At 59.6% G+C, this 20,185-nt stretch carries 19 protein-coding genes; 2 read left to right on the forward strand and 17 right to left on the reverse strand.

What is annotated here, in order from left to right:
* Positions 1 to 2 precede the first annotated feature (2 nt).
* The 5 genes from ACF8GF_RS24470 to ACF8GF_RS24490 form a co-directional block, all read right to left on the reverse strand.
* Positions 3 to 659, reverse strand: a complete 657-nt coding sequence (locus tag ACF8GF_RS24470; protein WP_392487506.1) for a formate dehydrogenase subunit gamma — start codon at positions 657 to 659, stop codon at positions 3 to 5.
* Positions 656 to 1,606 carry a formate dehydrogenase subunit beta gene (gene fdxH / locus ACF8GF_RS24475; RefSeq protein WP_176684331.1) on the reverse strand — a complete coding sequence of 317 codons (951 nt, stop codon included), beginning with the start codon at positions 1,604 to 1,606 and terminating at the stop codon, positions 656 to 658. The genes ACF8GF_RS24470 and fdxH overlap by 4 nt, the downstream gene beginning before the upstream one ends.
* Complete coding sequence (gene fdnG, locus ACF8GF_RS24480; RefSeq protein ID WP_392487507.1) at positions 1,606 to 4,674, reverse strand: formate dehydrogenase-N subunit alpha; 3,069 nt, start codon at positions 4,672 to 4,674, stop codon at positions 1,606 to 1,608. Before fdnG ends, fdxH begins: the two co-directional genes overlap by 1 nt.
* A 147-nt stretch (positions 4,675 to 4,821) precedes the next feature.
* Positions 4,822 to 5,583 (reverse strand): SDR family NAD(P)-dependent oxidoreductase, encoded by a 762-nt coding sequence (locus ACF8GF_RS24485; protein WP_021783900.1) that lies wholly within the window; start codon positions 5,581 to 5,583, stop codon positions 4,822 to 4,824.
* 13 nt (positions 5,584 to 5,596) lie between these two features.
* A complete protein-coding gene (locus ACF8GF_RS24490; protein ID WP_392487508.1) occupies positions 5,597 to 6,385 on the reverse strand; it encodes a sulfite exporter TauE/SafE family protein in 789 nt (262 codons plus the stop codon).
* A 201-nt stretch (positions 6,386 to 6,586) separates the two neighbouring features.
* Between ACF8GF_RS24490 and ACF8GF_RS24495 the strand changes: the two genes are divergently transcribed.
* Positions 6,587 to 7,969: a PLP-dependent aminotransferase family protein gene (locus tag ACF8GF_RS24495; RefSeq protein ID WP_176684328.1), complete on the forward strand. Its 1,383-nt coding sequence runs from the start codon at positions 6,587 to 6,589 to the stop codon at positions 7,967 to 7,969.
* Positions 7,970 to 8,059: 90 nt separating this feature from the next.
* Here ACF8GF_RS24495 and ACF8GF_RS24500 read toward each other — a convergent pair whose 3' ends face one another.
* Both ACF8GF_RS24500 and ACF8GF_RS24505 read right to left on the reverse strand, forming a co-directional pair.
* Entirely contained in the window at positions 8,060 to 8,605 is a 546-nt protein-coding gene (locus tag ACF8GF_RS24500) for a single-stranded DNA-binding protein (RefSeq protein WP_003255446.1), read from the reverse strand.
* Positions 8,606 to 8,614: 9 nt separating this feature from the next.
* Complete coding sequence (locus ACF8GF_RS24505; RefSeq protein WP_176684327.1) at positions 8,615 to 10,009, reverse strand: MFS transporter; 1,395 nt, start codon at positions 10,007 to 10,009, stop codon at positions 8,615 to 8,617.
* A 129-nt stretch (positions 10,010 to 10,138) separates the two neighbouring features.
* Here ACF8GF_RS24505 and uvrA point away from each other — a divergent pair, with 129 nt between their 5' ends.
* Positions 10,139 to 12,973 (forward strand): excinuclease ABC subunit UvrA, encoded by a 2,835-nt coding sequence (gene uvrA, locus ACF8GF_RS24510; protein WP_176684326.1) that lies wholly within the window; start codon positions 10,139 to 10,141, stop codon positions 12,971 to 12,973.
* Positions 12,974 to 13,045: 72 nt separating this feature from the next.
* Here uvrA and bfr read toward each other — a convergent pair whose 3' ends face one another.
* The 10 genes from bfr to rplO form a co-directional block, all read right to left on the reverse strand.
* Positions 13,046 to 13,510: a bacterioferritin gene (gene bfr, locus ACF8GF_RS24515; protein ID WP_003255449.1), complete on the reverse strand. Its 465-nt coding sequence runs from the start codon at positions 13,508 to 13,510 to the stop codon at positions 13,046 to 13,048.
* A gap of 163 nt (positions 13,511 to 13,673) precedes the next feature.
* Positions 13,674 to 15,113, reverse strand: a complete 1,440-nt coding sequence (locus tag ACF8GF_RS24520; RefSeq protein ID WP_339443336.1) for a catalase — start codon at positions 15,111 to 15,113, stop codon at positions 13,674 to 13,676.
* A gap of 172 nt (positions 15,114 to 15,285) precedes the next feature.
* Positions 15,286 to 15,672: a 50S ribosomal protein L17 gene (gene rplQ / locus ACF8GF_RS24525; protein WP_003255451.1), complete on the reverse strand. Its 387-nt coding sequence runs from the start codon at positions 15,670 to 15,672 to the stop codon at positions 15,286 to 15,288.
* A gap of 42 nt (positions 15,673 to 15,714) precedes the next feature.
* On the reverse strand, positions 15,715 to 16,716 hold the full coding sequence (locus ACF8GF_RS24530; protein ID WP_003255452.1) for a DNA-directed RNA polymerase subunit alpha: 1,002 nt from the start codon (positions 16,714 to 16,716) through the stop codon (positions 15,715 to 15,717).
* 22 nt (positions 16,717 to 16,738) lie between these two features.
* Entirely contained in the window at positions 16,739 to 17,359 is a 621-nt protein-coding gene (gene rpsD, locus ACF8GF_RS24535; protein ID WP_003255453.1) for a 30S ribosomal protein S4, read from the reverse strand.
* A gap of 15 nt (positions 17,360 to 17,374) precedes the next feature.
* Positions 17,375 to 17,764: a 30S ribosomal protein S11 gene (rpsK, locus tag ACF8GF_RS24540; RefSeq protein ID WP_003255454.1), complete on the reverse strand. Its 390-nt coding sequence runs from the start codon at positions 17,762 to 17,764 to the stop codon at positions 17,375 to 17,377.
* Between the two features lie 18 nt (positions 17,765 to 17,782).
* Positions 17,783 to 18,139, reverse strand: coding sequence for a 30S ribosomal protein S13 (gene rpsM / locus ACF8GF_RS24545; protein ID WP_012316515.1), 357 nt, complete (start codon positions 18,137 to 18,139; stop codon positions 17,783 to 17,785).
* A 131-nt stretch (positions 18,140 to 18,270) separates the two neighbouring features.
* Positions 18,271 to 18,387, reverse strand: a complete 117-nt coding sequence (rpmJ, locus tag ACF8GF_RS24550; RefSeq protein WP_002555468.1) for a 50S ribosomal protein L36 — start codon at positions 18,385 to 18,387, stop codon at positions 18,271 to 18,273.
* A gap of 28 nt (positions 18,388 to 18,415) precedes the next feature.
* Positions 18,416 to 19,747: a preprotein translocase subunit SecY gene (secY, locus tag ACF8GF_RS24555; RefSeq protein ID WP_003257108.1), complete on the reverse strand. Its 1,332-nt coding sequence runs from the start codon at positions 19,745 to 19,747 to the stop codon at positions 18,416 to 18,418.
* Entirely contained in the window at positions 19,748 to 20,182 is a 435-nt protein-coding gene (gene rplO, locus ACF8GF_RS24560) for a 50S ribosomal protein L15 (protein ID WP_003255461.1), read from the reverse strand.
* Positions 20,183 to 20,185: the final 3 nt, after the last annotated feature.

The following is a 20,185-nucleotide window of genomic DNA, read 5'->3' on the forward strand; positions in this document are numbered from 1 at the left end:
GCTCATCCTTTTTTTCGTCCGTGATCACCCGGCGTCTTTTCGCCGGTCACTTCGCGGTACCACAACTCATGATGCTTGCGTGCCCAGGCGCGGCTGACCCAGCCATGCAGCATGGCGCTGATCGAGCCCTTGATCCAGATGCCGGCGTAGATGTGCACGATGATGCTGAGAATCAGCACGAAGGCCGCCAGCGCATGCAACAGCGCAGACAAACGAATGGCATCAATGCCAAACCAATGGCTGAAGTATGCCCGCCAGATCACCACGCCACTGATCAGCAGCACCAGCATGCACACCAGCAGGGTCCAGAACAGCAGCTTCTGCCCGGCATTGTATTTGCCGACCGGCGGCACCCCCTCCTCCTCGTTGCGCATTACCCGGTCCACCCGGCGCAGCCACAGGCGGTCGTTGGCAGTGATGAAGTTGGCCCGCCAGAAGCGCAATACCAGGCCGAGGAAGAACACGAACATCGCTACCCCGATGAAGGGATGCAGAATGCGCGTCCACGGCCCGCCGCCGAACAGGTTGCTGAGCCAGAATAGCGCCGGATGGAACAGCGCAAGCCCCGACAGCCCAGCCAGGATGAACAGGATCGCCACCACCCAGTGGTTGCTACGCTCGTTGGCGTTGTAGCGCAGGATGGGTTTGTTGTCGTTCATGGCCGCTGCTCCCCTTGCCCACCGGGCTGCTTCGGATCATAGACATGGACCGACGGGTCCACTTGATGCACGCTTTCGTCCGGCGGTGTCGGGTGCTCATCCTCCTCAACCCGCTGTGGGCCAATGCGCACATAGTGGAAGAACCCCGCCAGCACCGCCGCACCCATGGCCAGCAGCGCCAGCGGCTTGGTGAAGCCCTTCCACAACCCCACCAACGGGCTGATCACTGGCTGGTCCGGCAGGCCGGCATACAGCTTCGGCGTGTCGGCATGGTGCAGCACATACATCACGTGGGTACCACCGACGCCGTCCGGGTCGTACAACCCGGCGTTGTCGTAGCCCCGCGACTTCAGATCGACGATGCGCTCGGCCGCATGCACTTTCATCTCGTCCTTGCTGCCGAACACGATCGCACCGGTAGGGCAGGTTTTCACGCACGCCGGCTCCAACCCCACGCTCACGCGATCGGAACACAGGGTGCACTTGTACGCCTTGTGGTCTTTCTGCGAGATGCGCGGGATGTCGAACGGGCAGCCGGTGATGCAGTAGCCGCAGCCGATGCAGTGGTCCTGGTTGAAGTCGACGATACCGTTGGCGTGCTTGATGATCGCACCCGGGCTCGGGCAGGCCTTCAGGCAACCTGGGTCGGCACAGTGCATACAGCCGTCCTTGCGGATCAGCCACTCCAGGTTGCCGTCGTCGCGCTCGTGCTCGGTAAAGCGCATCAGTGTCCAGGTCTCGGCAGTGAGGTCCTGGGGGTTGTCGTAGGTGCCGTGGTTATGGCCAACCTCGTCACGCAGTTCATTCCACTCCGAGCACGCCACCTGGCAGGCCTTGCAGCCGATGCACTTGGTAGTGTCGATCAGCTTGGCGACCTCCTGCTGCTGACGCACCGAGGGCGGGACGGTAGTGGTGGCCGAGCGGGCGATGATGTCTTGGCTGGCCATCAGAGTTTCTCCACTTTGACGAGGAACGACTTAGACTCTGGCGTCTGCGTGTTGCCATCACCGAGGAACGGCACCAAGGTATTGGTCAGGTAGCCATGCCGGGTAACGCCGGTGAAGCCCCAGTGCAGCGGGATGCCGATCTGGTGCACGGTCTGATTGTTGACCTGCAGCGGGCGAATCCGCTTGGTTACCACCGCCACCGCATCGATATGCCCACGCTTGCTCGACACCCGTACCCGGTCGCCGGCCTTGATGCCTTTCTCGTTGGCCAGCACCTCGCCGATCTCGACGAACTGCTCGGGCTGGGCAATGGCGTTGAGCCGGCAATGCTTGCTCCAGAAGTGGAAATGCTCGGTCAGCCGGTAGGTGGTCGCCGCATAGGGGAACTCGTCGTGCGTGCCGAGGGTGTCCCATACAGAATCGAAGATGCGCCCGGCCGGGTTGCTGGTGGCCTTCTTGTTCTGCGGGTGCAGCGGGTTGATGCCGATCGGTGTTTCGAATGGCTCATAGTGCTCGGGGAACGGGCCTTCGGCCATTTTGTCGATGGCAAAGAAACGCGCCACGCCTTCGGGGTTCATGATGAACGGGTTCATCCCCGCTTCGGGCGGCGAGTCGACCTTGAAATCCGGCACGTCGGTGCCGGTCCAGGCCTTGCCGTTCCACCACACCAGGCGCTTTTTCTCCGGGTCCCAAGGCTTGCCTTGCGGGTCGCTGGAGGCACGGTTGTAGAGGATGCGGCGGTTGGCCGGCCAGGCCCAGGCCCAGTTCTGCACCTGGTGCATGCCATACGGGTCGCTGTTGTCGCGGCGAGCCATCTGGTTGCCCTGTTCGGTCCAGCAGCCGGCGAAGATCCAGCAGCCAGACGCGGTGCTGCCATCGTCCTTGAGCTGGCCGAAGCCCGCCAGTTGCTGGCCCGCCTTGATCACCGCGCCAGTCGGGTCGGTGACATCGGCCACCGCCCAGCCGTTCATCTCCTTGGCCAACTCCTCCGGGGATGGCTCCTCAGGTATCTTGTACGGCCAGCTGATGTTCATTATCGGGTCGGGGTAGGCGCCGCCCTCGGCCTGGTAGCGTTGGCGCAGGCGCAGGAACAACTCGCTCATGATGTGCACGTCGGTACGGGTCTCGCCCGGGCCGTCTGCGCCCTTCCAGTGCCATTGCAGCCAACGGCTGCTGTTGACCAGCGACCCGTCTTCCTCGGCGAAGCAGGTAGTGGGCAAGCGGATCACTTCGGTCTGGATATTGGCCGTGTCGACGTCGTTGAACGGCCCGGCATTGCGCCAGAACTCCGATGTCTCGGTAGCTAGCGGGTCCATGACCACCAGCCACTTGAGCTTACTCAGCGCCGTGGTGACACGGTTCTTGTCCGGCAGCGCTGCAATCGGATTGAAACCTTGGCACATATAGCCGTTGACCTTGCCCTGGTCCATCATCTCGAACATGCGCAGTACGTCGTAGCCCGGCACGTCGAGCTTGGGTAGCCACTCGTAGCCCCAGTTGTTTTCTACCGTGGCGTTGGCCCCGTACCAGGCTTTCATCAGGCTGACGTGGAACTTGCCGTAGTTCTGCCAGTACGACAGCTGGCCCGGGCGCAGTGGCTTGGAGGCGCGCTTGTCGATGTAGGCGGCGTAATCCTGCTCGGCATCGCCGGGCAAGGTCAGGTAACCCGGCAGCAAGTTGGACAACAGGCCGAGGTCGGTCAGGCCCTGGATGTTGGAGTGTCCACGCAACGCGTTGACCCCGCCACCCGGCATGCCGACGTTGCCCAGCAGCAACTGAACCATGGCCGCGCTACGAATGATCTGCGCGCCGATCGAATGCTGCGTCCAGCCAAGCGCATAGAGGATCGTCATGGTCTTGCCCGGTACCGAGCAGGAGGCGATCTCTTCCCAGACCTTCATCATGGCGTCCTGTGGCATGCCACAGGTCATGCTCGCCAGTTCCGGGGTATAGCGGCTGTAATGCTGCTTCATCAACTGGAACACGCAGCGAGGGTGCTGCAGTGTCGGGTCGACCTTGGCATAGCCGTCCTCGCCCAACTCGTAACCCCAACCGGACTTGTCGGCGTACACACGCTTGGCCTCGTCGTAGCCGCTGAACAGCCCGTCCTCGAAGCCATAGTTCTCTTTGACGATGAACGACACGTCAGTGTAGTTGCGCACGTACTCGTGCTGGATCTTGTCTGTGCTAAGCAGATAGTTGATCAGCCCGCCCATGAAGGCGATGTCGGTACCAGTACGGATCGGTGCATAGTAATCCGCCACCGAAGCGGTACGGGTAAACCGCGGGTCGACCACAATCAGCCGCGCCTTGTTGTGCGCCTTGGCCTCGGTCACCCACTTGAAGCCGCACGGGTGCGCTTCTGCTGCGTTGCCACCCATCACCAGGACCAGATTCGCGTTGGCGATATCGGACCAGTGGTTGGTCATGGCGCCACGGCCGTACGTCGGGGCAAGACTTGCCACCGTCGGGCCATGTCAGACACGTGCCTGGTTATCGAACCCCAGCATGCCTGTTGCGCGGACGACCTTGTGGGTCAGGTAACCAGCCTCGCTGGAGGCGGCGGAGGCAGCAAGAAAACCGGTGGTGAGCCAGCGGTTGACTGTTTGCCCTTGGGCGTTCTTCTCGATGAAGTTGGCATCGCGGTCCTGCTTCATCAGGTCGGCGACGCGGTCGAGCGCCTCGTCCCAGCTGACCCGCACCCATTCTTTGCTGCCCGGCTTGCGAACCTCGGGGTACTGCAGGCGGCTCGGGCTGTGGATAAAGTCCAACAGGCCGGCGCCTTTCGGGCAGAGGGTGCCGCGGTTGACCGGGTGGTCGGCGTCCCCTTCGATATGGATGATGTTCTGTTTGACGTTTTTTCCCGCATCACCCTGGCTGTACATGATCAGGCCGCAGCCGACCGAACAGTATGGGCAGGTGTTACGGGTTTCTTTGGTATGCGCCAGCTTGAAGTGACGCACCTGCTCGGCGAATGCCGGCGTCGGGGCCATGCCCAACGCTGCAAGGCTCGAGCCTCCAAGGCCGACGGCGGCGACCTTGAAGAACTGCCGACGGTTCAGGTCCATCGTGCACTCCTGATCAGGTGGTGGACGCGCGGAACATTGCCGGCGCCTCTTGGTAGTCACGGTGGCGGCCAATTGATAGCCGCCAAACGATAAGACTAGTCAAGAATCCAGAAGGTGCGATGACCTGAGTCAGTGGTACAGCACCGATCAGGTACGTGGCAGGTTGCGCACCACATTCAGTGCCGCACTGCTCTGCGCCACAGGCATGATCTCGATGGTGTTGATGTTTACATGCGCCGGCTGCTCGGCAACCCAGGCTACCGTTGCTGCAATGTCCTCCGGCAGGAGGGCCTCTACATCCCGATACAGGGCCTGCACGGCGTCCACGTCGCCATTCAGGCGCACCATCGAGAAGTCAGTGCCTGAGCACAGCCCCGGCTCGATGTTGCTTACCCGCACGCGGGTGCCAGCCAGGTCGGCACGCAGGTTGAGGCTGAACTGGCGGACGAACGCCTTGCTGGCGCCATACACGTTACCGCCCGGGTAGGGGTAAGTACCGGCGATCGAGCCGATGTTGATGATCATGCCGCTATCGGCTTCCACCATCTGCGGCAGAATCTTGTGGGTGACCATGGCCAGGCCGGTGATGTTGGTGTCGATCATCTGCTGCCAGTTTGCGGCACTGCTGGCTTGGGCACGGTCCACGCCCAGCGCCAGCCCCGCGTTGTTGACCAGCAGATCGATCTGCAGCGACGCCTCACGCATCTGCTCGACCGCCTTCTCGAGCGATACTGAATCAGTGACATCCAGCGCCAGCGGAATGAAATTGGCGCCCAGTTCAGCCTCCAGTGCTTTCAGTTTGTCCATGCGCCTGGCCCCACCGACCACGCGGTAGCCTTTGCCGATCAGAGTGCAGCAGATGGCGCGGCCAAAGCCTGAGGAAGCACCGGTTACAAATGCGGTTTTCATTCGTTATCTCCTATCAATGGGTCAGGTACTTCACGCCCAGGCTGGTGAACAGGCAGAGCATCGAGAACACCAACACCTTGCGCACCACGTCGTTACCTTTACGCAAGGCCAGGGAACTGCCCAGGTGGTTACCGAGGATGTTGCAGGCCACAAGTGGCAATGCCAGCAGGTAAAAGACCTTGCCTGCGCTGACGAAGGCGACCAACGCGCCGATGTTGGAAGCGAAGTTGAAGGTTTTGGAGTTGGCCGAACTGGAGACCAGGTCCATGCGCAACAGGTAATGGAAAGCGATGATGAACATGCTGCCGGTGCCGGGGCCGAAGAAGCCGTCATAGAAGCCAATGGCCAGGCAGGTCAGCGGGACCACGGTGAACAGCATGCGCGATGACAGTTCGCGCTCCTCGACCGGGCGGTCCTTGGGAGTAAGGAAAATGAGAATGCCGAGCGGAATCAGTGCCAGGATGATCTTGCCCACAGTTTCCTGCGAGATCGATACGATCAGGTGAGCCCCCAGATAGGCGCCTAGCAGCGAAAACGGCACCCCGACCAACGCTACCTGCCAGACCATCTTGCTGTTGGCCAGGAAGTTTCGTATAGCCGCCAGTGTGCCGAGGGTACTGACCAGTTTTTCCTGACCCAGTGCCACCTGCGGCGGCATGCCAACCAGCAGAAAGCCCGGTACCAGGAACAAACCACCACCACCGGCAATGCTGTCGACGAAACCTGCAACGAAGGCGATCGCGCCAAGCATGAGGATGGCCAGCAACCAGTGCTCCGCCCAGTAAGAACCCAAAATTTCCATAGCAATGTCCATCCAGTGGAGCGTTTAAGCCAGGCACAGCCCGAGTGCGGCTGGCCTGATCGGTGCGATGATTGTAATTTCAAAAATTGAATCGATTCAATCTAAAATAAAACCAACTCAATCCAACCAATTACTATCATTACCTGCATCAGAGCTTTCATGCTAGGCTTTCGCGCTCTTGCAGCGTCTGGTGCCATCTCCATGTGGGTCCCTCAATACAGCCATCAAACACAGCCGGTTTACCTGATGATCGCTGATGCCCTTGAACAGGACATCGAAAGTGGTCGGCTTGCAGAAGGCGATCGCTTACCCACACTCAAGGACCTCGCCGAGGCGCTGAACGTAACCCCCGGCACTGTTGGCAGGGCCTACGACGAAGCAGCCAAGCGCGGCTTGGTGGCGGGCGAGGTAGGCCGAGGCACATTTGTCAGGCAATTGCGACAGCCATTAACCGCCCCGTCGGTGCCCGCCCCTGTGGCCGGAGAGAGCAGCCAGATTGATCTCTCGATCATCAAGCCCAACGACGCTCACATGAGCGAATGGCTAGGCACGGCTATCAGCGAACTGGCCGCCTCCTCGGACTTGGGGCAGGTACTCGACTATGTGACAGAGGGTGGCCACACGTCCCACAAACAAGCCGGTGCGACCTGGCTACAGCGCTGGCTGCCTGATGCGCGCTGGCAACAGGTAGTACTGACCGCTGGCGCCCAGCATGGGCTGCTGGTGGCCATCAGCAGCCTGTCGAAGAGTGACGATGTGGTGCTGTGCGAGTCGCTCTGCTACCCGGGCATCATATCCCTGGCCCACAGCATGGGCCGACGCCTGCGCGGCGTCGCCGTGGACGAACACGGGCTCATCCCGGAAGCATTACGCGCGGCCTGCCTGGAACACCGCCCTTCCCTGCTGGTGTGCGTCACCACGCACCAAAACCCGACCAACTCGATCATGCCCCCTGCAAGGCGTCAGGCTATTGCCGAGATCGCCCGTGAGTTCGACCTGTTCATCGTGGATGACGATATCTACGGTTTTCTCGAGCCCAGCCCAGACTACAAGCCGCTTGCAGCGTATGCGCCAGAGCGCTCGGTATACCTCACCAGCCTGTCCAAAAGCGTGCTGCCGGCGCTGCGCATCGGCTACCTGTACGCCCCGCCGCAAACCCTGTCACGGTTATCATCGATGGTACGCAGCAGCGTGTGGATGCCATCGCCATTGATGGCGCAACTGGCCAGTAACCTGATCAACAGCGGCAAGGCCGACCAGTTGGTGCGTATGCAGCAGGAAGAGGCGGCCGCGCGCCAGCACATGGCCAGGGAGATTCTTGGCCAATACAAGATCCGCATTCAGCCCCATAGCTTCCATATCTGGCTGGAGCTGCCAGAACCGTGGACCAGCGACGAGTTTGCCAACCTGGCGCGTGACAACGGCGTAACGGTGGTCAGCGGCAGCCAGTTTCTGCCAGAACGCAGCCACGCCACCAGCGGTGTGCGCATCGCCCTGATGGCACCCAGCCGCCAGGAACTGGCCTTTGCCCTGACCAAGCTGGCAAGCCTGCTGGATTCGCCTGAGCCGCGGTTGTTTTATTGAAAGCGCTGTCAGATACGCGGTGCGGCCCATAAAAAAACCCGGGGCAACTGCCCCGGGTTTCTGGTCTTGCTGAACGCCTTACCGCTCTGATCAGAACGGAATATCGTCATCGAAGCTGTCGAAATCAGCAGCCGGCTGCGGCGCAGGCTGTTGCGGCGCTGGGCGCTGAGGGGCCTGCTGCGGGCGCTGGGCCTGCTGGCGTGGCGGTGCCTGGTTGTATTGTTGCTGCTGGCCGCCACCGTAATTGCCGCCACCCTGGTTGTACGGGTCGCCGCCCTGCTGCTGGCCTTGCGGACGACCGCCGAGCAGCTGCATGGTGCCGTTGATATCGACGATGATCTCGGTGGTGTAGCGCTTGATGCCGTCTTTTTCCCACTCGCGGGTCTGCAGCTTGCCTTCGATGTAGCACTGCGAACCTTTGCGCAGGTATTCGCCAGCGATTTCGGCAACCTTGCCGAACAGCGACACCCGGTGCCACTCGGTACGCTCGACCTTCTGGCCCGACTGCTTGTCAGTCCACTGCTCGCTGGTGGCCAGGCTCAGGTTGGTCACGGCGTTACCGTTGGGCAGGTAGCGGACTTCGGGATCCTGGCCACAGGTACCGACCAGAATGACTTTGTTAACCCCACGGGCCATAACGTTCTCCTAGGCTTCGCACGCCGAAGAGGCTGGATTCACCAGTCGCTCCAGGGTCGCACGGTCCAAAATTTTCGTATCCAGTTTGATATAGATGGCGGCTTCTTCTGCCACCACCACAGCGTCGGTCACACCCGGCACGGCCATCAGGCGCTCGGTCAGGCCGGCTTCCCGGACCGCCTCAGGCGTCAGGGGCATGCGCAGGCTGGTCACATATGGCGGCTCGTTCATGCGCAAGGCAACGATCAGCCAGATAACACACAGCGCCGCGCTACCGAGGAACACCGTGTCCAGCCCACCGTGCTGGAACAGCCAGCCACCCAGAATCCCGCCTAACGCTGCACCGAGGAACTGGCTGGTGGAATACACCCCCATTGCCGTCCCCTTGCCACCGGCAGGCGACACCTTGCTCACCAGAGAAGGCAGCGAAGCCTCCAGCAGGTTGAATGCGGTAAAGAATACCACGGTGCCAATCACCAGTCCGCGCAAACCGTCAGCCCACTCCCAGAAGTATATCTCTGTCAGCAGCAGGACACTGACCGCGCCGGCCAACACACGTTTCATCTTGCGCTTTTTTTCGCCGTAGATGATGAACGGGACCATTGCAAAAAATGAGATGAACAGCGCGGTCAGGTACACCCACCAGTGCTGCTCCTTGGGCAGGCCACCACGCTCGACGAACGCCAGCGGCAGCGCAACGAAGCTGGCCATGAGGATGGCGTGCAGGATGAAAATGCTTATGTCCAGGCGCAGAAGGTCCGGATGGCGCAGGGTCGGGCCGATGGCCTGGCGCGCCACACCCGACTCGCGGTGCTGCAGGATGCTGTGGGTGTTGGGCACGACAAACGCGATCAACAGGATGCCGACCAGGGCAAGCCCAGCCGTGACCAGGAACAAACCTGACAAACCAAAGGCACTTGTCAGCAGTGGACCAACGACCATGGCGACAGCAAACGACAAGCCGATGCTCATGCCGATCATGGCCATGGCCTTGGTCCGGTGTTGTTCGCGGGTGAGGTCGGACAGCAACGCCATGACCGCGGCAGAAATTGCCCCGGCGCCCTGCAGGATGCGCCCGGCAATCACGCCCCAGATAGAGTCGGCCTGGGCCGCCAGCACGCTGCCAAGGGCAAAGATCAACAGCCCCAGATAAATCACCGGCCGGCGACCGATACGGTCGGAAATCATCCCGAACGGGATCTGAAATACCGCCTGGGTCAGGCCATAGGCACCAATGGCCAGGCCGATCAGCGCAGGCGTGGCGCCAGCCAGGTCCATGCCGTAGGTGGCCAGTACCGGCAAGACCATGAACATGCCCAGCATACGAAAGGCAAAGACCAGGGCAAGGCCGCCAGCGGCGCGGGTTTCGCCGCCACTCATGCGCTCGTTGTGGGTGTCGTGCATGGATTAACCTCGTGTGAACCGGCGGCGATTCTATCAGTCCGACAGCTTGACGGCATCTACGCGACGCTTTGCCGCGTACTGGCAGGGCGCCGTATACTTCCTTGTTTATGCCCGCCGAGCGAGGCCGTAGTGGACAAGATCCTGATTCGTGGGGCACGTACCCACAACCTGAAGAACATCGACCTGACCCTGCCCCGGGACAAGTTGATCGTGATCACCGGCTTGTCCGGTTCCGGCAAGTCGTCCCTGGCGTTCGATACCTTGTACGCCGAAGGCCAGCGCCGCTACGTGGAGTCGCTGTCGGCCTACGCCCGGCAGTTCCTGTCGATGATGGAAAAACCCGACGTCGACACCATCGAAGGCCTGTCGCCGGCGATTTCGATCGAGCAGAAATCGACCTCGCACAACCCGCGTTCCACGGTCGGCACCATCACCGAAATCTATGACTACCTGCGCCTGCTGTACGCCCGCGTCGGTACGCCACGCTGCCCGGACCACGATATTCCGCTGGAGGCGCAAACGATCAGCCAAATGGTCGACCTGGTGCTGGAAAACCCGGAAGGCAGCAAGCTGATGCTGCTCGCGCCGGTAGTGCGCGAGCGCAAAGGTGAGCATCTGGCAGTGTTTGACGAGCTGCGCGCCCAGGGCTTCGTGCGGGCCAGGGTCAACGGCAAACTCTACGAACTCGATGAGTTGCCCAAGCTGGACAAGCAGAAGAAGCACAGCATCGATGTGGTGGTGGACCGTTTCAAAGTCCGCGCCGACCTGCAACAGCGCCTGGCCGAATCGTTCGAGACCGCGTTGAAGCTGGCCGATGGTATTGCCTTGGTGGCACCGATGGAAGGCGAACAAGGCGAAGAGACAATCTTCTCCGCGCGCTTCGCCTGCCCGGTATGCGGCCACGCGATCAGCGAGCTGGAACCGAAGCTGTTCTCCTTCAACAACCCGGCTGGCGCCTGCCCGACCTGCGACGGCCTGGGGGTCAAGCAGTTCTTCGACACCAAACGCCTGGTCAACACCGAACTCACCTTGGCCGAAGGCGCGATCCGCGGCTGGGACCGGCGTAACGTGTACTACTTCCAGATGCTCGGTTCGTTAGCCGCGCACTATGGCTTCAGCCTGGAAGAGCCTTTCGGCGAGCTGTCGGCCGAACACCAGAAGGTGATCCTGCAGGGCAGCGGCAAGCAGAGTGTCGACTTCAAGTACCTCAACGACCGAGGCGACATCGTCAAGCGATCGCACCCGTTCGAAGGCATTGTGCCGAACCTTGAGCGCCGCTACCGCGAAACCGAATCGGCCACGGTGCGTGAAGAACTGGCCAAATTCCTTGGCACGCAACCGTGCCCGGATTGCCGGGGTACGCGCCTGCGCCGCGAGGCGCGCCATGTGTGGGTGGGCGAGAAGACCCTGCCCGCAGTAACCAATATGCCGATCGGTGAAGCCAGCAACTACTTTGGCGAACTGACCCTTACTGGCCGCCGTGGCGAAATCGCGGCAAAAATCCTCAAGGAAATCTGCGAACGACTTCAGTTCCTGGTCAACGTCGGCCTCGACTACCTGACCCTGGATCGTAGTGCCGACACCCTGTCCGGTGGTGAAGCGCAACGTATCCGCCTGGCCAGCCAGATCGGCGCCGGTCTTGTGGGGGTGATGTACATCCTTGATGAACCGTCCATCGGCCTTCATCAACGCGACAACGACCGCCTGTTGGCCACCCTCAACCATTTGCGCGACCTGGGCAACACGGTAATCGTGGTGGAGCACGACGAGGACGCCATCCGGCTGGCCGACTACGTGGTCGACATCGGCCCGGGCGCTGGTGTGCACGGCGGGCAGATCGTCGCCGAAGGCTCGCCTCAGGAGGTCATGGACCACCCTGACTCGCTGACTGGCAAGTACCTGTCCGGGCGCAAGAAGATCGTTGTGCCGGCCAAGCGCACACCGCGCAACAAGAAGCTGCAGCTCAAGCTCAAGGGTGCGCGTGGCAACAACCTGCAGAACGTCGACCTGGAAGTACCGATCGGCCTGCTGACCTGCGTGACCGGTGTATCCGGCTCAGGTAAATCGACGCTGATCAACAATACCCTTTACCCCTTGGCCGCCACCGCCCTCAATGGCGCAAGCAGCCTGGAAGCCGCGCCACACAGCAGCATGGACGGCCTGCAGCACCTGGACAAGGTGGTGGATATCGACCAGAGCCCGATCGGCCGCACCCCACGCTCCAACCCGGCGACCTACACCGGCATCTTCACGCCGATCCGCGAACTTTTCTCTGGTGTACCGGAGTCACGCTCGCGTGGTTATGGCCCGGGGCGTTTCTCGTTCAACGTCAAGGGTGGCCGTTGCGAGGCCTGCCAGGGTGATGGCCTGATCAAGGTGGAAATGCACTTCCTGCCGGACATCTACGTGCCGTGTGACGTGTGCAAGAGCAAGCGCTACAACCGCGAAACCCTGGAGATCAAGTACAAGGGCAAGAACATCCACGAGGTGCTGGAAATGACCATCGAGGATGCCCGAGAGTTCTTCGATGCGGTGCCGGCGCTGGCGCGCAAGCTGCAAACGTTGATGGACGTGGGCCTGTCATACATCAAACTGGGGCAGTCAGCGACCACGCTGTCCGGCGGTGAGGCGCAGCGGGTGAAACTGTCGCGCGAGCTGTCCAAGCGCGATACCGGCAAGACCTTGTACATCCTCGACGAACCTACCACCGGCCTGCACTTTGCCGATATCCAGCAACTGCTGGACGTATTGCATCGCCTGCGCGACCACGGCAATACCGTGGTGGTGATCGAGCATAACCTGGATGTGATCAAGACCGCCGACTGGCTGGTTGACCTGGGCCCTGAGGGTGGCTCCAAGGGTGGGCAGATCATTGCCTGCGGTACGCCAGAAGAGCTGAGCGTGATGAAACAGTCGTATACCGGCCATTACCTGAAACCATTGCTGGAGCGGGATCGGGCCTGAGTGCTGTCAACGCAATGAAAAAGCCCCTGGTACCGTTGGTGCCAGGGGCTTTTACTTGTGTCTGTGGATAACTTACATCTGCGACTGCAGATAGTTTTCCAGCCCGATGGCCTTGATCAGGCCCTGCTGCTTCTCGAGCCAGTAAGTGTGATCTTCTTCGGTGTCGGCCAGCTGCGCACGCAGGATGTCACGACTGACGTAATCCTTGTGCAATTCGCACAGCTCGATGCCTTTGCAAAGCGCACCGCGCACCTTGTATTCGAGCTTGAGGTCTGCCTCGATCATTTCCGGCACGGTGCTGCCGACCTCCAGGTCATCCGCACGCATGTCAGGGGTCCCTTCGAGCATGAGGATACGACGCATCAGGGCATCGGCGTGCTGCGTCTCTTCCTCCATCTCGTGGTTGATGCGCTCGTAGAGCTTGGACAGGCCCCAGTCTTCGTACATGCGCGAATGAATGAAGTACTGGTCGCGTGCCGCCAGTTCGCCCTTCAACAGCGTGACGAGATAGTTGATTACATCCGGGTGGCCTTGCATCGCCCTGATTCTCCATGTGAAAACGTCTATGCCACATAGTGTGAACCAGCTTTTGTCTACGGTCACTGAAAAACGCGCAATCAGACGCAAAAAATCGGTTAAACAGTAGTGATATTCATTGAAAAACCGCCCAAATGAGGGCGGTTCTTCTTATCACTTCGACTCAGGCGAGATTGATGCCCAAAGCCTTCGCAATCCCTTCACCGTAGGCCGGATCCGCCTTGAAGAAGTACTGTAACTGACGCTGGATCACGTCTTCGCTGACGCCCGCCATGGTACCGGCGATGTTGCTGATCAGCAGGGCCTTCTGCTCATCGCTCATCAAACGGAACAAAGCGCCGGCATGGCTGAAGTAGTCGGTGTCCTCGCGGTGATCGTAGCGATCAGCCGAACCATTCATGGCCAATGCTGGCTCAGCATGACGTGGGGACTGTTTCGGGGCACCGCTGTAGCTGTTTGGTTCATAGTTCGGTGCACTACCGTAGCCACCGGTGGCCATGGAGCCGTCGCGCTGATAGCTGTTAACCGGGCAGCGCGGCGCGTTGACTGGCAATTGCTGGTGATTGGTACCCACGCGATAGCGGTGCGCATCAGCGTAGGCGAATACGCGGCCTTGCAGCATGCGGTCTGGCGAAAGACCGACGCCGGGCACCATATTGCTCGGCCCGAACGCGGCCTGCTCGACCTCTGCGAAATAGTTGAGCGGGTTACGATTGAGCTCCAGCACACCCACCTCGATGAGCGGATAGTCCTTCTGCGACCATGTCTTGGTCACGTCGAATGGGTTCTCGTCACGGCTAGCAGCCTCGGCTTCGCTCATCACCTGAATGCAGACCGTCCAGCGCGGGTAGTCGCCACGTTCGATGGCCTCAAACAGATCTCGCTGAGCGTAATCCGGGTCGGTACCTGCAAGGCGTGCAGCGTCTGCCGGGGTGAGGTTCTTGATGCCTTGTTGAGTCTTGAAGTGCCACTTGACCCAAGTGCGCTCACCCTTTGCATTGATGAGGCTGTAGGTATGGCTGCCAAAGCCATGCATATGGCGGTAGCCGTCCGGAATGCCACGGTCGGAAAAGAGGATGGTTACCTGGTGCAGCGCTTCAGGAGAGTGCGACCAGAAATCCCACATCATCTGAGCGTTCTTCAGGTTGGACTGCGGATGGCGCTTCTGGGTGTGGATAAAGTCCGGGAACTTCAGTGGGTCGCGAATGAAGAATACTGGCGTGTTGTTACCGACGATGTCCCAGTTGCCTTCCTCGGTGTAAAACTTCACCGCGAAACCGCGCGGGTCACGCTCGGTATCTGCCGAACCGCGCTCGCCACCAACGGTGGAAAAACGTAAGAAAGTCTCAGTTTGTTTACCGATCTCTTCGAACAGCTTGGCGCTGGTATAGCCGGTAATATCGTGAGTAACGGTAAAAGTGCCATAGGCACCCGAGCCTTTGGCATGGACGCGGCGTTCTGGAATGTTCTCGCGGTTGAAATGGGCGAGCTTCTCGATCAGGTGGAAGTCGTCGAGCAGCAGCGGACCGCGCGGGCCGGCGGAGCGGGAGTTCTGGTTGTCGGCTACAGGTGCACCGCTAGCGGTAGTGAGAATCTTGCTCATGGGCTCTCCTTATCGGTCTTCAAGCGCCGGCTAATCGGCTGTGAAGAGAGTATTGCCGAGCGAGATTACAGGCACAAATTTATTACATGACTTACATCAATAGAAATAAACAATAGATGTGCAAACAAAAAACCGGGCACTAGGCCCGGTTTTTTGTAGCAGACAGAACGTCTTACTCAGCAGCTTCTACAGCACCGCCGACCGGACGATCAACCAGCTCGACGTACGCCATAGGCGCGTTGTCGCCAGCGCGGAAACCGCACTTCAGGATGCGCAGGTAGCCGCCCTGACGGGTGGCGTAACGCTTGCCCAGATCGTTGAACAGTTTGCCAACAGCGGACTTCGAACGGGTACGGTCGAAGGCCAGACGACGGTTAGCAACGCTGTCTTCCTTGGCCAGGGTGATCAGCGGCTCGGCAACGCGGCGCAGTTCCTTGGCTTTCGGCAGGGTGGTTTTGATCAGCTCGTGCTCGATCAGCGACACTGCCATGTTCTGGAACATAGCCTTGCGGTGAGAGCTGGTGCGGCTCAGGTGACGTCCACTTTTACGATGACGCATGATTCATTCCTTACCAAACACTACGTTCGGTGATTACGACGATCAGGCGGTCGCCTTGTCGTCTTTCTTAAGACTTGCAGGCGGCCAGTTGTCGAGGCGCATGCCGAGAGACAGACCACGAGAGGCCAGAACGTCCTTGATTTCAGTCAGGGACTTCTTACCCAGGTTAGGAGTCTTCAACAGCTCTACTTCGGTACGCTGAATCAGGTCGCCGATGTAGTAGATGTTCTCCGCCTTGAGGCAGTTGGCCGAACGTACAGTCAGTTCCAGGTCGTCAACCGGACGCAGCAGGATCGGATCGATCTCGTCTTCCTGCTCGACTACGACAGGCTCGCTGTCACCCTTGAGGTCGACGAACGCGGCCAGCTGCTGTTGCAGAATGGTCGCAGCGCGGCGGATAGCCTCTTCAGGATCCAGGGTGCCGTTGGTTTCCAGATCAATGACCAGTTTGTCCAAGTTGGTACGCTGTTCAACACGGGCGTTCTCGACCACATAGGCGATACGACGCACCGGGCTGAACGAAGCGTCCAACTGCAGACGGCCAATGCTACGGCTTTCGTCTTCGTCGGTTTGACGGGAGTCGGCCGGCTCGTAACCACGACCACGAGCTACAGTGAGCTTCATGTTCAGAGCGCCGTTCGACGCCAGGTTCGCGATTACGTGATCGGGGTTGACGATCTCGACATCGTGATCCAGCTGAATATCGGCAGCGGTAACCACCCCCGAACCCTTTTTCGACAAGGTCAGCGTAACTTCGTCACGACCATGCAGTTTGATAGCCAGGCCTTTCAGGTTCAACAGGATTTCAATTACGTCTTCCTGAACACCTTCGATCGCGGAGTACTCATGGAGTACGCCATCGATCTCGGCCTCGACTACTGCACAGCCAGGCATGGAGGACAACAGGATGCGGCGCAGCGCGTTGCCCAGGGTATGGCCGAAACCACGCTCGAGAGGCTCGAGCGTAATCTTGGCGCGGGTCGGACTGACTACCTGCACATCAATATGGCGGGGAGTCAGGAACTCATTTACCGAAATCTGCATGGATGCACCTATTTTCTAGCCCTTACTTGGAGTAGAGCTCGACAATCAGGTTTTCGTTGATGTCGGCAGACAGGTCGCTGCGAGCAGGAACGTTCTTGAAAACGCCCGACTTTTTAGCAGCATCCACGTCAACCCACTCAACGCGGCCACGCTGGGCGCACAGTTCAAGGGCTTGAACAATGCGCAACTGGCCCAGCGATTTCTCGCGGACTGCGACCACGTCACCCGGACGAACTTGGTAGGATGGAATGTTTACAGTTTTACCGTTGACGCTGATCGCTTTGTGCGAAACCAGCTGACGGGACTCGGAACGAGTCGAGCCGAAGCCCATACGGTAAACGACGTTATCCAGACGGCACTCGAGCAGTTGCAGCAGGTTCTCACCGGTTGCGCCTTTTTTCGAGGCAGCAGCTTGGTAGTAACCGCGGAACTGACGCTCCAGAACACCGTAGATACGACGGACTTTTTGTTTCTCACGCAGCTGGGTGCCGTAGTCGGACTGACGGCCACGGCGCTGGCCGTGGATACCTGGGGCTGCTTCGATATTGCACTTCGATTCCAGAGCGCGAACGCCGCTCTTCAGGAACAGGTCAGTGCCTTCACGACGAGACAGTTTGCATTTTGGACCAATGTAACGTGCCATTCTTCTGTCTCCTGATTACACGCGACGCTTCTTCGGCGGACGGCACCCGTTGTGCGGGATTGGCGTCACGTCGGTGATGCTGGCGATCTTGTAGCCGCAGCTGTTCAATGCACGAACGGCGGACTCACGACCTGGACCTGGACCCTTGACGTTAACGTCGAGGTTCTTCAGACCGTATTCCAGCGCAGCTTGACCAGCACGCTCAGCAGCGATCTGGGCTGCGAACGGGGTGGATTTGCGCGAACCACGGAAACCCGAACCACCGGAGGTCGCCCAGGACAAAGCATTGCCCTGACGGTCGGTGATGGTCACGATGGTGTTGTTGAAAGAAGCATGGATGTGGGCGATGCCATCAACCACTGTCTTTTTGACTTTCTTACGAGGACGAGCAGCAGGTTTTGCCATGTCTATATTCCTGGGCGATTACTTGCGGATCGGCTTACGCGGGCCCTTACGGGTGCGTGCGTTGGTCTTGGTGCGCTGACCGCGAACCGGCAGACCTTTACGATGACGCAGGCCGCGGTAGCAACCCAGGTCCATCAAGCGCTTGATCTTCATGTTGACGTCACGACGCAGGTCACCTTCGGTGGTGAACTTCGCGACTTCGCCACGCAGGGTTTCGATTTGCTCGTCGCTCAGATCCTTGATCTTAGCGGCTGGGTTTACACCAGCGTCTGCACAAATCTTCTGTGCAGTTGTGCGACCGACACCATAGATGTAGGTCAGCGAGATAACAGTATGCTTGTTATCTGGAATGTTGACGCCTGCAATACGGGCCATTCAGTGGGACTCCAATTGACAGCTACCTACGCCCCGGAAGCCAAGAAATAGGGCGCGAGATAATATCGCTGTAGAAACGAATAATCAACCCAGCAGCACACTAGCTGCTGGGTTTGAAGCGCAGATCACACTCAGCCTTGGCGCTGTTTGTGACGCGGTTCCGCGCTGCAGATCACTCGTACGACGCCTTCGCGACGGATGATCTTGCAGTTACGGCACAGCTTTTTCACCGATGCACGAACTTTCATTACCGACTCCTCGAACCTTAGGGGCGTATCAGCGCAGCAGACCGCTGCCACCGTAGCCTTTCAGGTTGGCTTTCTTCATCAGGGATTCGTACTGGTGCGAAACGAGGTGCGATTGTACTTGGGACATGAAGTCCATCACAACCACTACCACAATCAGCAACGAGGTCCCGCCAAGGTAGAACGGCACATTTGCTGCCACCACCAGGAACTGGGGCAGAAGGCAGACGGCCATCATGTAAAGAGCACCGAACATGGTCAAACGGGTCAGAACGCCATCAATGTAGCGCGCCGACTGCTCACCAGGACGGATGCCCGGAATAAAGGCACCGGACTTCTTCAGGTTTTCCGCTACGTCTTTCGGGTTGAACATCAACGCTGTGTAGAAGAAGCAGAAGAAAATGATCCCTGCACTAAACAGCAGAATGTTCAACGGCTGACCAGGAGCGATCGACTGCGAGATGTCCTGCAGCCAGCCCATACCTTCGGACTGACCAAACCAGGCACCCAGCGAAGCCGGGAACAGCAGAATGCTGCTCGCGAAAATGGCCGGGATAACCCCCGCCATGTTCACCTTCAACGGCAAGTGGCTGGTCTGCGCAGCGAAGACCTTGCGGCCCTGCTGACGCTTGGCGTAATGAACGGCGATACGACGCTGACCACGCTCAATGAACACCACAAAACCGATAATCGCTACTGCCAGCAGACCGATAGCGACCAGGGCGAAAATGTTGATATCGCCTGTGCGTGCAGACTCGAAAGACTGCCCGATTGCTCTCGGAAGACCGGCAACGATACCTGCGAAGATCAACATCGAGATACCGTTGCCCACACCGCGCTCGGTGATCTGCTCGCCCAGCCACATCATGAACATCGCGCCTGCCACGAAAGTGGAAACAGCGACGACGTGGAAGCCCAGGCCTACAGAAAACGCCACGCCCTGGTTGGCCAGGCCAATGGACATGCCAATGGCTTGGACCAGTGCCAGGATAACGGTGCCGTAGCGGGTGTACTGGCTGATCTTGCGACGGCCAGCTTCACCTTCCTTCTTCAACTGCTCCAGTTGCGGGCTGACCGCCGTCATCAACTGCATGATGATCGATGCCGAAATGTACGGCATGATCCCCAGTGCAAAGATGCTCATGCGTTCGAGCGCGCCACCGGAAAACATGTTGAACAAGCTAAGAATGGTCCCCTCATTCTGCCGAAACAGATCCGCCAGACGGTCCGGATTGATGCCGGGAACCGGGATATGCGCACCTATCCGATAGACGATGATCGCCATGAACAGAAAGCGCAGACGAGCCCAGAGTTCCGACATCCCGCCCTTACCGAGCGAAGAGAGAGCACCTTGCTTAGCCATTTATTCCTCGAATTTGCCGCCAGCTGCTTCGATAGCCGCACGCGCACCCTTGGTGGCTGCGATACCCTTGATGGTGACTGCGCGAGTAACTTCGCCAGACAGCATGATTTTCACACGCTGAATGTGCTGGTTGATCACGTTGGCATCCTTCAGGGATTGCACGGAGATCACGTCGCCTTCCACTTTAGCCAGCTCGGACAGACGCACTTCGGCGCGGTCCATGGCCTTCAGGGAAACGAAGCCGAACTTCGGCAGGCGACGGTGCAGCGGCTGTTGACCGCCTTCGAAGCCAGGAGCGATCGAACCACCCGAACGGGAAGTCTGACCTTTGTGGCCACGGCCGCCGGTCTTACCCAGACCGCTACCGATACCACGACCTGGACGATGCTTCTCGCGACGGGAACCCGGCGCTGGACTCAGATCATTGAGTTTCATCGA

Origin of the sequence: Pseudomonas sp. yb_5, from assembly GCF_043103865.1 — a bacterium.
GTDB lineage: Bacteria > Pseudomonadota > Gammaproteobacteria > Pseudomonadales > Pseudomonadaceae > Aquipseudomonas > Aquipseudomonas putida_Y.

What these genes read in the sequence shown, in the direction of transcription:
- fdxH (WP_176684331.1), bottom strand. Translation starts at nt 1,606, where the DNA reads ATGGCCAGCCAAGACATCATCGCCCGCTCGGCCACCACTACCGTCCCG.
- rplO (WP_003255461.1), bottom strand. Translation starts at nt 20,182, where the DNA reads ATGAAACTCAATGATCTGAGTCCAGCGCCGGGTTCCCGTCGCGAGAAG.
- ACF8GF_RS24470 (WP_392487506.1), bottom strand. Translation starts at nt 659, where the DNA reads ATGAACGACAACAAACCCATCCTGCGCTACAACGCCAACGAGCGTAGC.
- ACF8GF_RS24520 (WP_339443336.1), bottom strand. Translation starts at nt 15,113, where the DNA reads ATGAGCAAGATTCTCACTACCGCTAGCGGTGCACCTGTAGCCGACAAC.
- ACF8GF_RS24500 (WP_003255446.1), bottom strand. Translation starts at nt 8,605, where the DNA reads ATGGCCCGTGGGGTTAACAAAGTCATTCTGGTCGGTACCTGTGGCCAG.
- ACF8GF_RS24485 (WP_021783900.1), bottom strand. Translation starts at nt 5,583, where the DNA reads ATGAAAACCGCATTTGTAACCGGTGCTTCCTCAGGCTTTGGCCGCGCC.
- ACF8GF_RS24490 (WP_392487508.1), bottom strand. Translation starts at nt 6,385, where the DNA reads ATGGAAATTTTGGGTTCTTACTGGGCGGAGCACTGGTTGCTGGCCATC.
- rpsM (WP_012316515.1), bottom strand. Translation starts at nt 18,139, where the DNA reads ATGGCCCGTATTGCAGGCGTCAACATTCCAGATAACAAGCATACTGTT.
- ACF8GF_RS24495 (WP_176684328.1), top strand. Translation starts at nt 6,587, where the DNA reads ATGTGGGTCCCTCAATACAGCCATCAAACACAGCCGGTTTACCTGATG.
- rpsK (WP_003255454.1), bottom strand. Translation starts at nt 17,764, where the DNA reads ATGGCAAAACCTGCTGCTCGTCCTCGTAAGAAAGTCAAAAAGACAGTG.
- ACF8GF_RS24505 (WP_176684327.1), bottom strand. Translation starts at nt 10,009, where the DNA reads ATGCACGACACCCACAACGAGCGCATGAGTGGCGGCGAAACCCGCGCC.
- rpmJ (WP_002555468.1), bottom strand. Translation starts at nt 18,387, where the DNA reads ATGAAAGTTCGTGCATCGGTGAAAAAGCTGTGCCGTAACTGCAAGATC.
- bfr (WP_003255449.1), bottom strand. Translation starts at nt 13,510, where the DNA reads ATGCAAGGCCACCCGGATGTAATCAACTATCTCGTCACGCTGTTGAAG.
- secY (WP_003257108.1), bottom strand. Translation starts at nt 19,747, where the DNA reads ATGGCTAAGCAAGGTGCTCTCTCTTCGCTCGGTAAGGGCGGGATGTCG.
- ACF8GF_RS24530 (WP_003255452.1), bottom strand. Translation starts at nt 16,716, where the DNA reads ATGCAGATTTCGGTAAATGAGTTCCTGACTCCCCGCCATATTGATGTG.
- rpsD (WP_003255453.1), bottom strand. Translation starts at nt 17,359, where the DNA reads ATGGCACGTTACATTGGTCCAAAATGCAAACTGTCTCGTCGTGAAGGC.
- rplQ (WP_003255451.1), bottom strand. Translation starts at nt 15,672, where the DNA reads ATGCGTCATCGTAAAAGTGGACGTCACCTGAGCCGCACCAGCTCTCAC.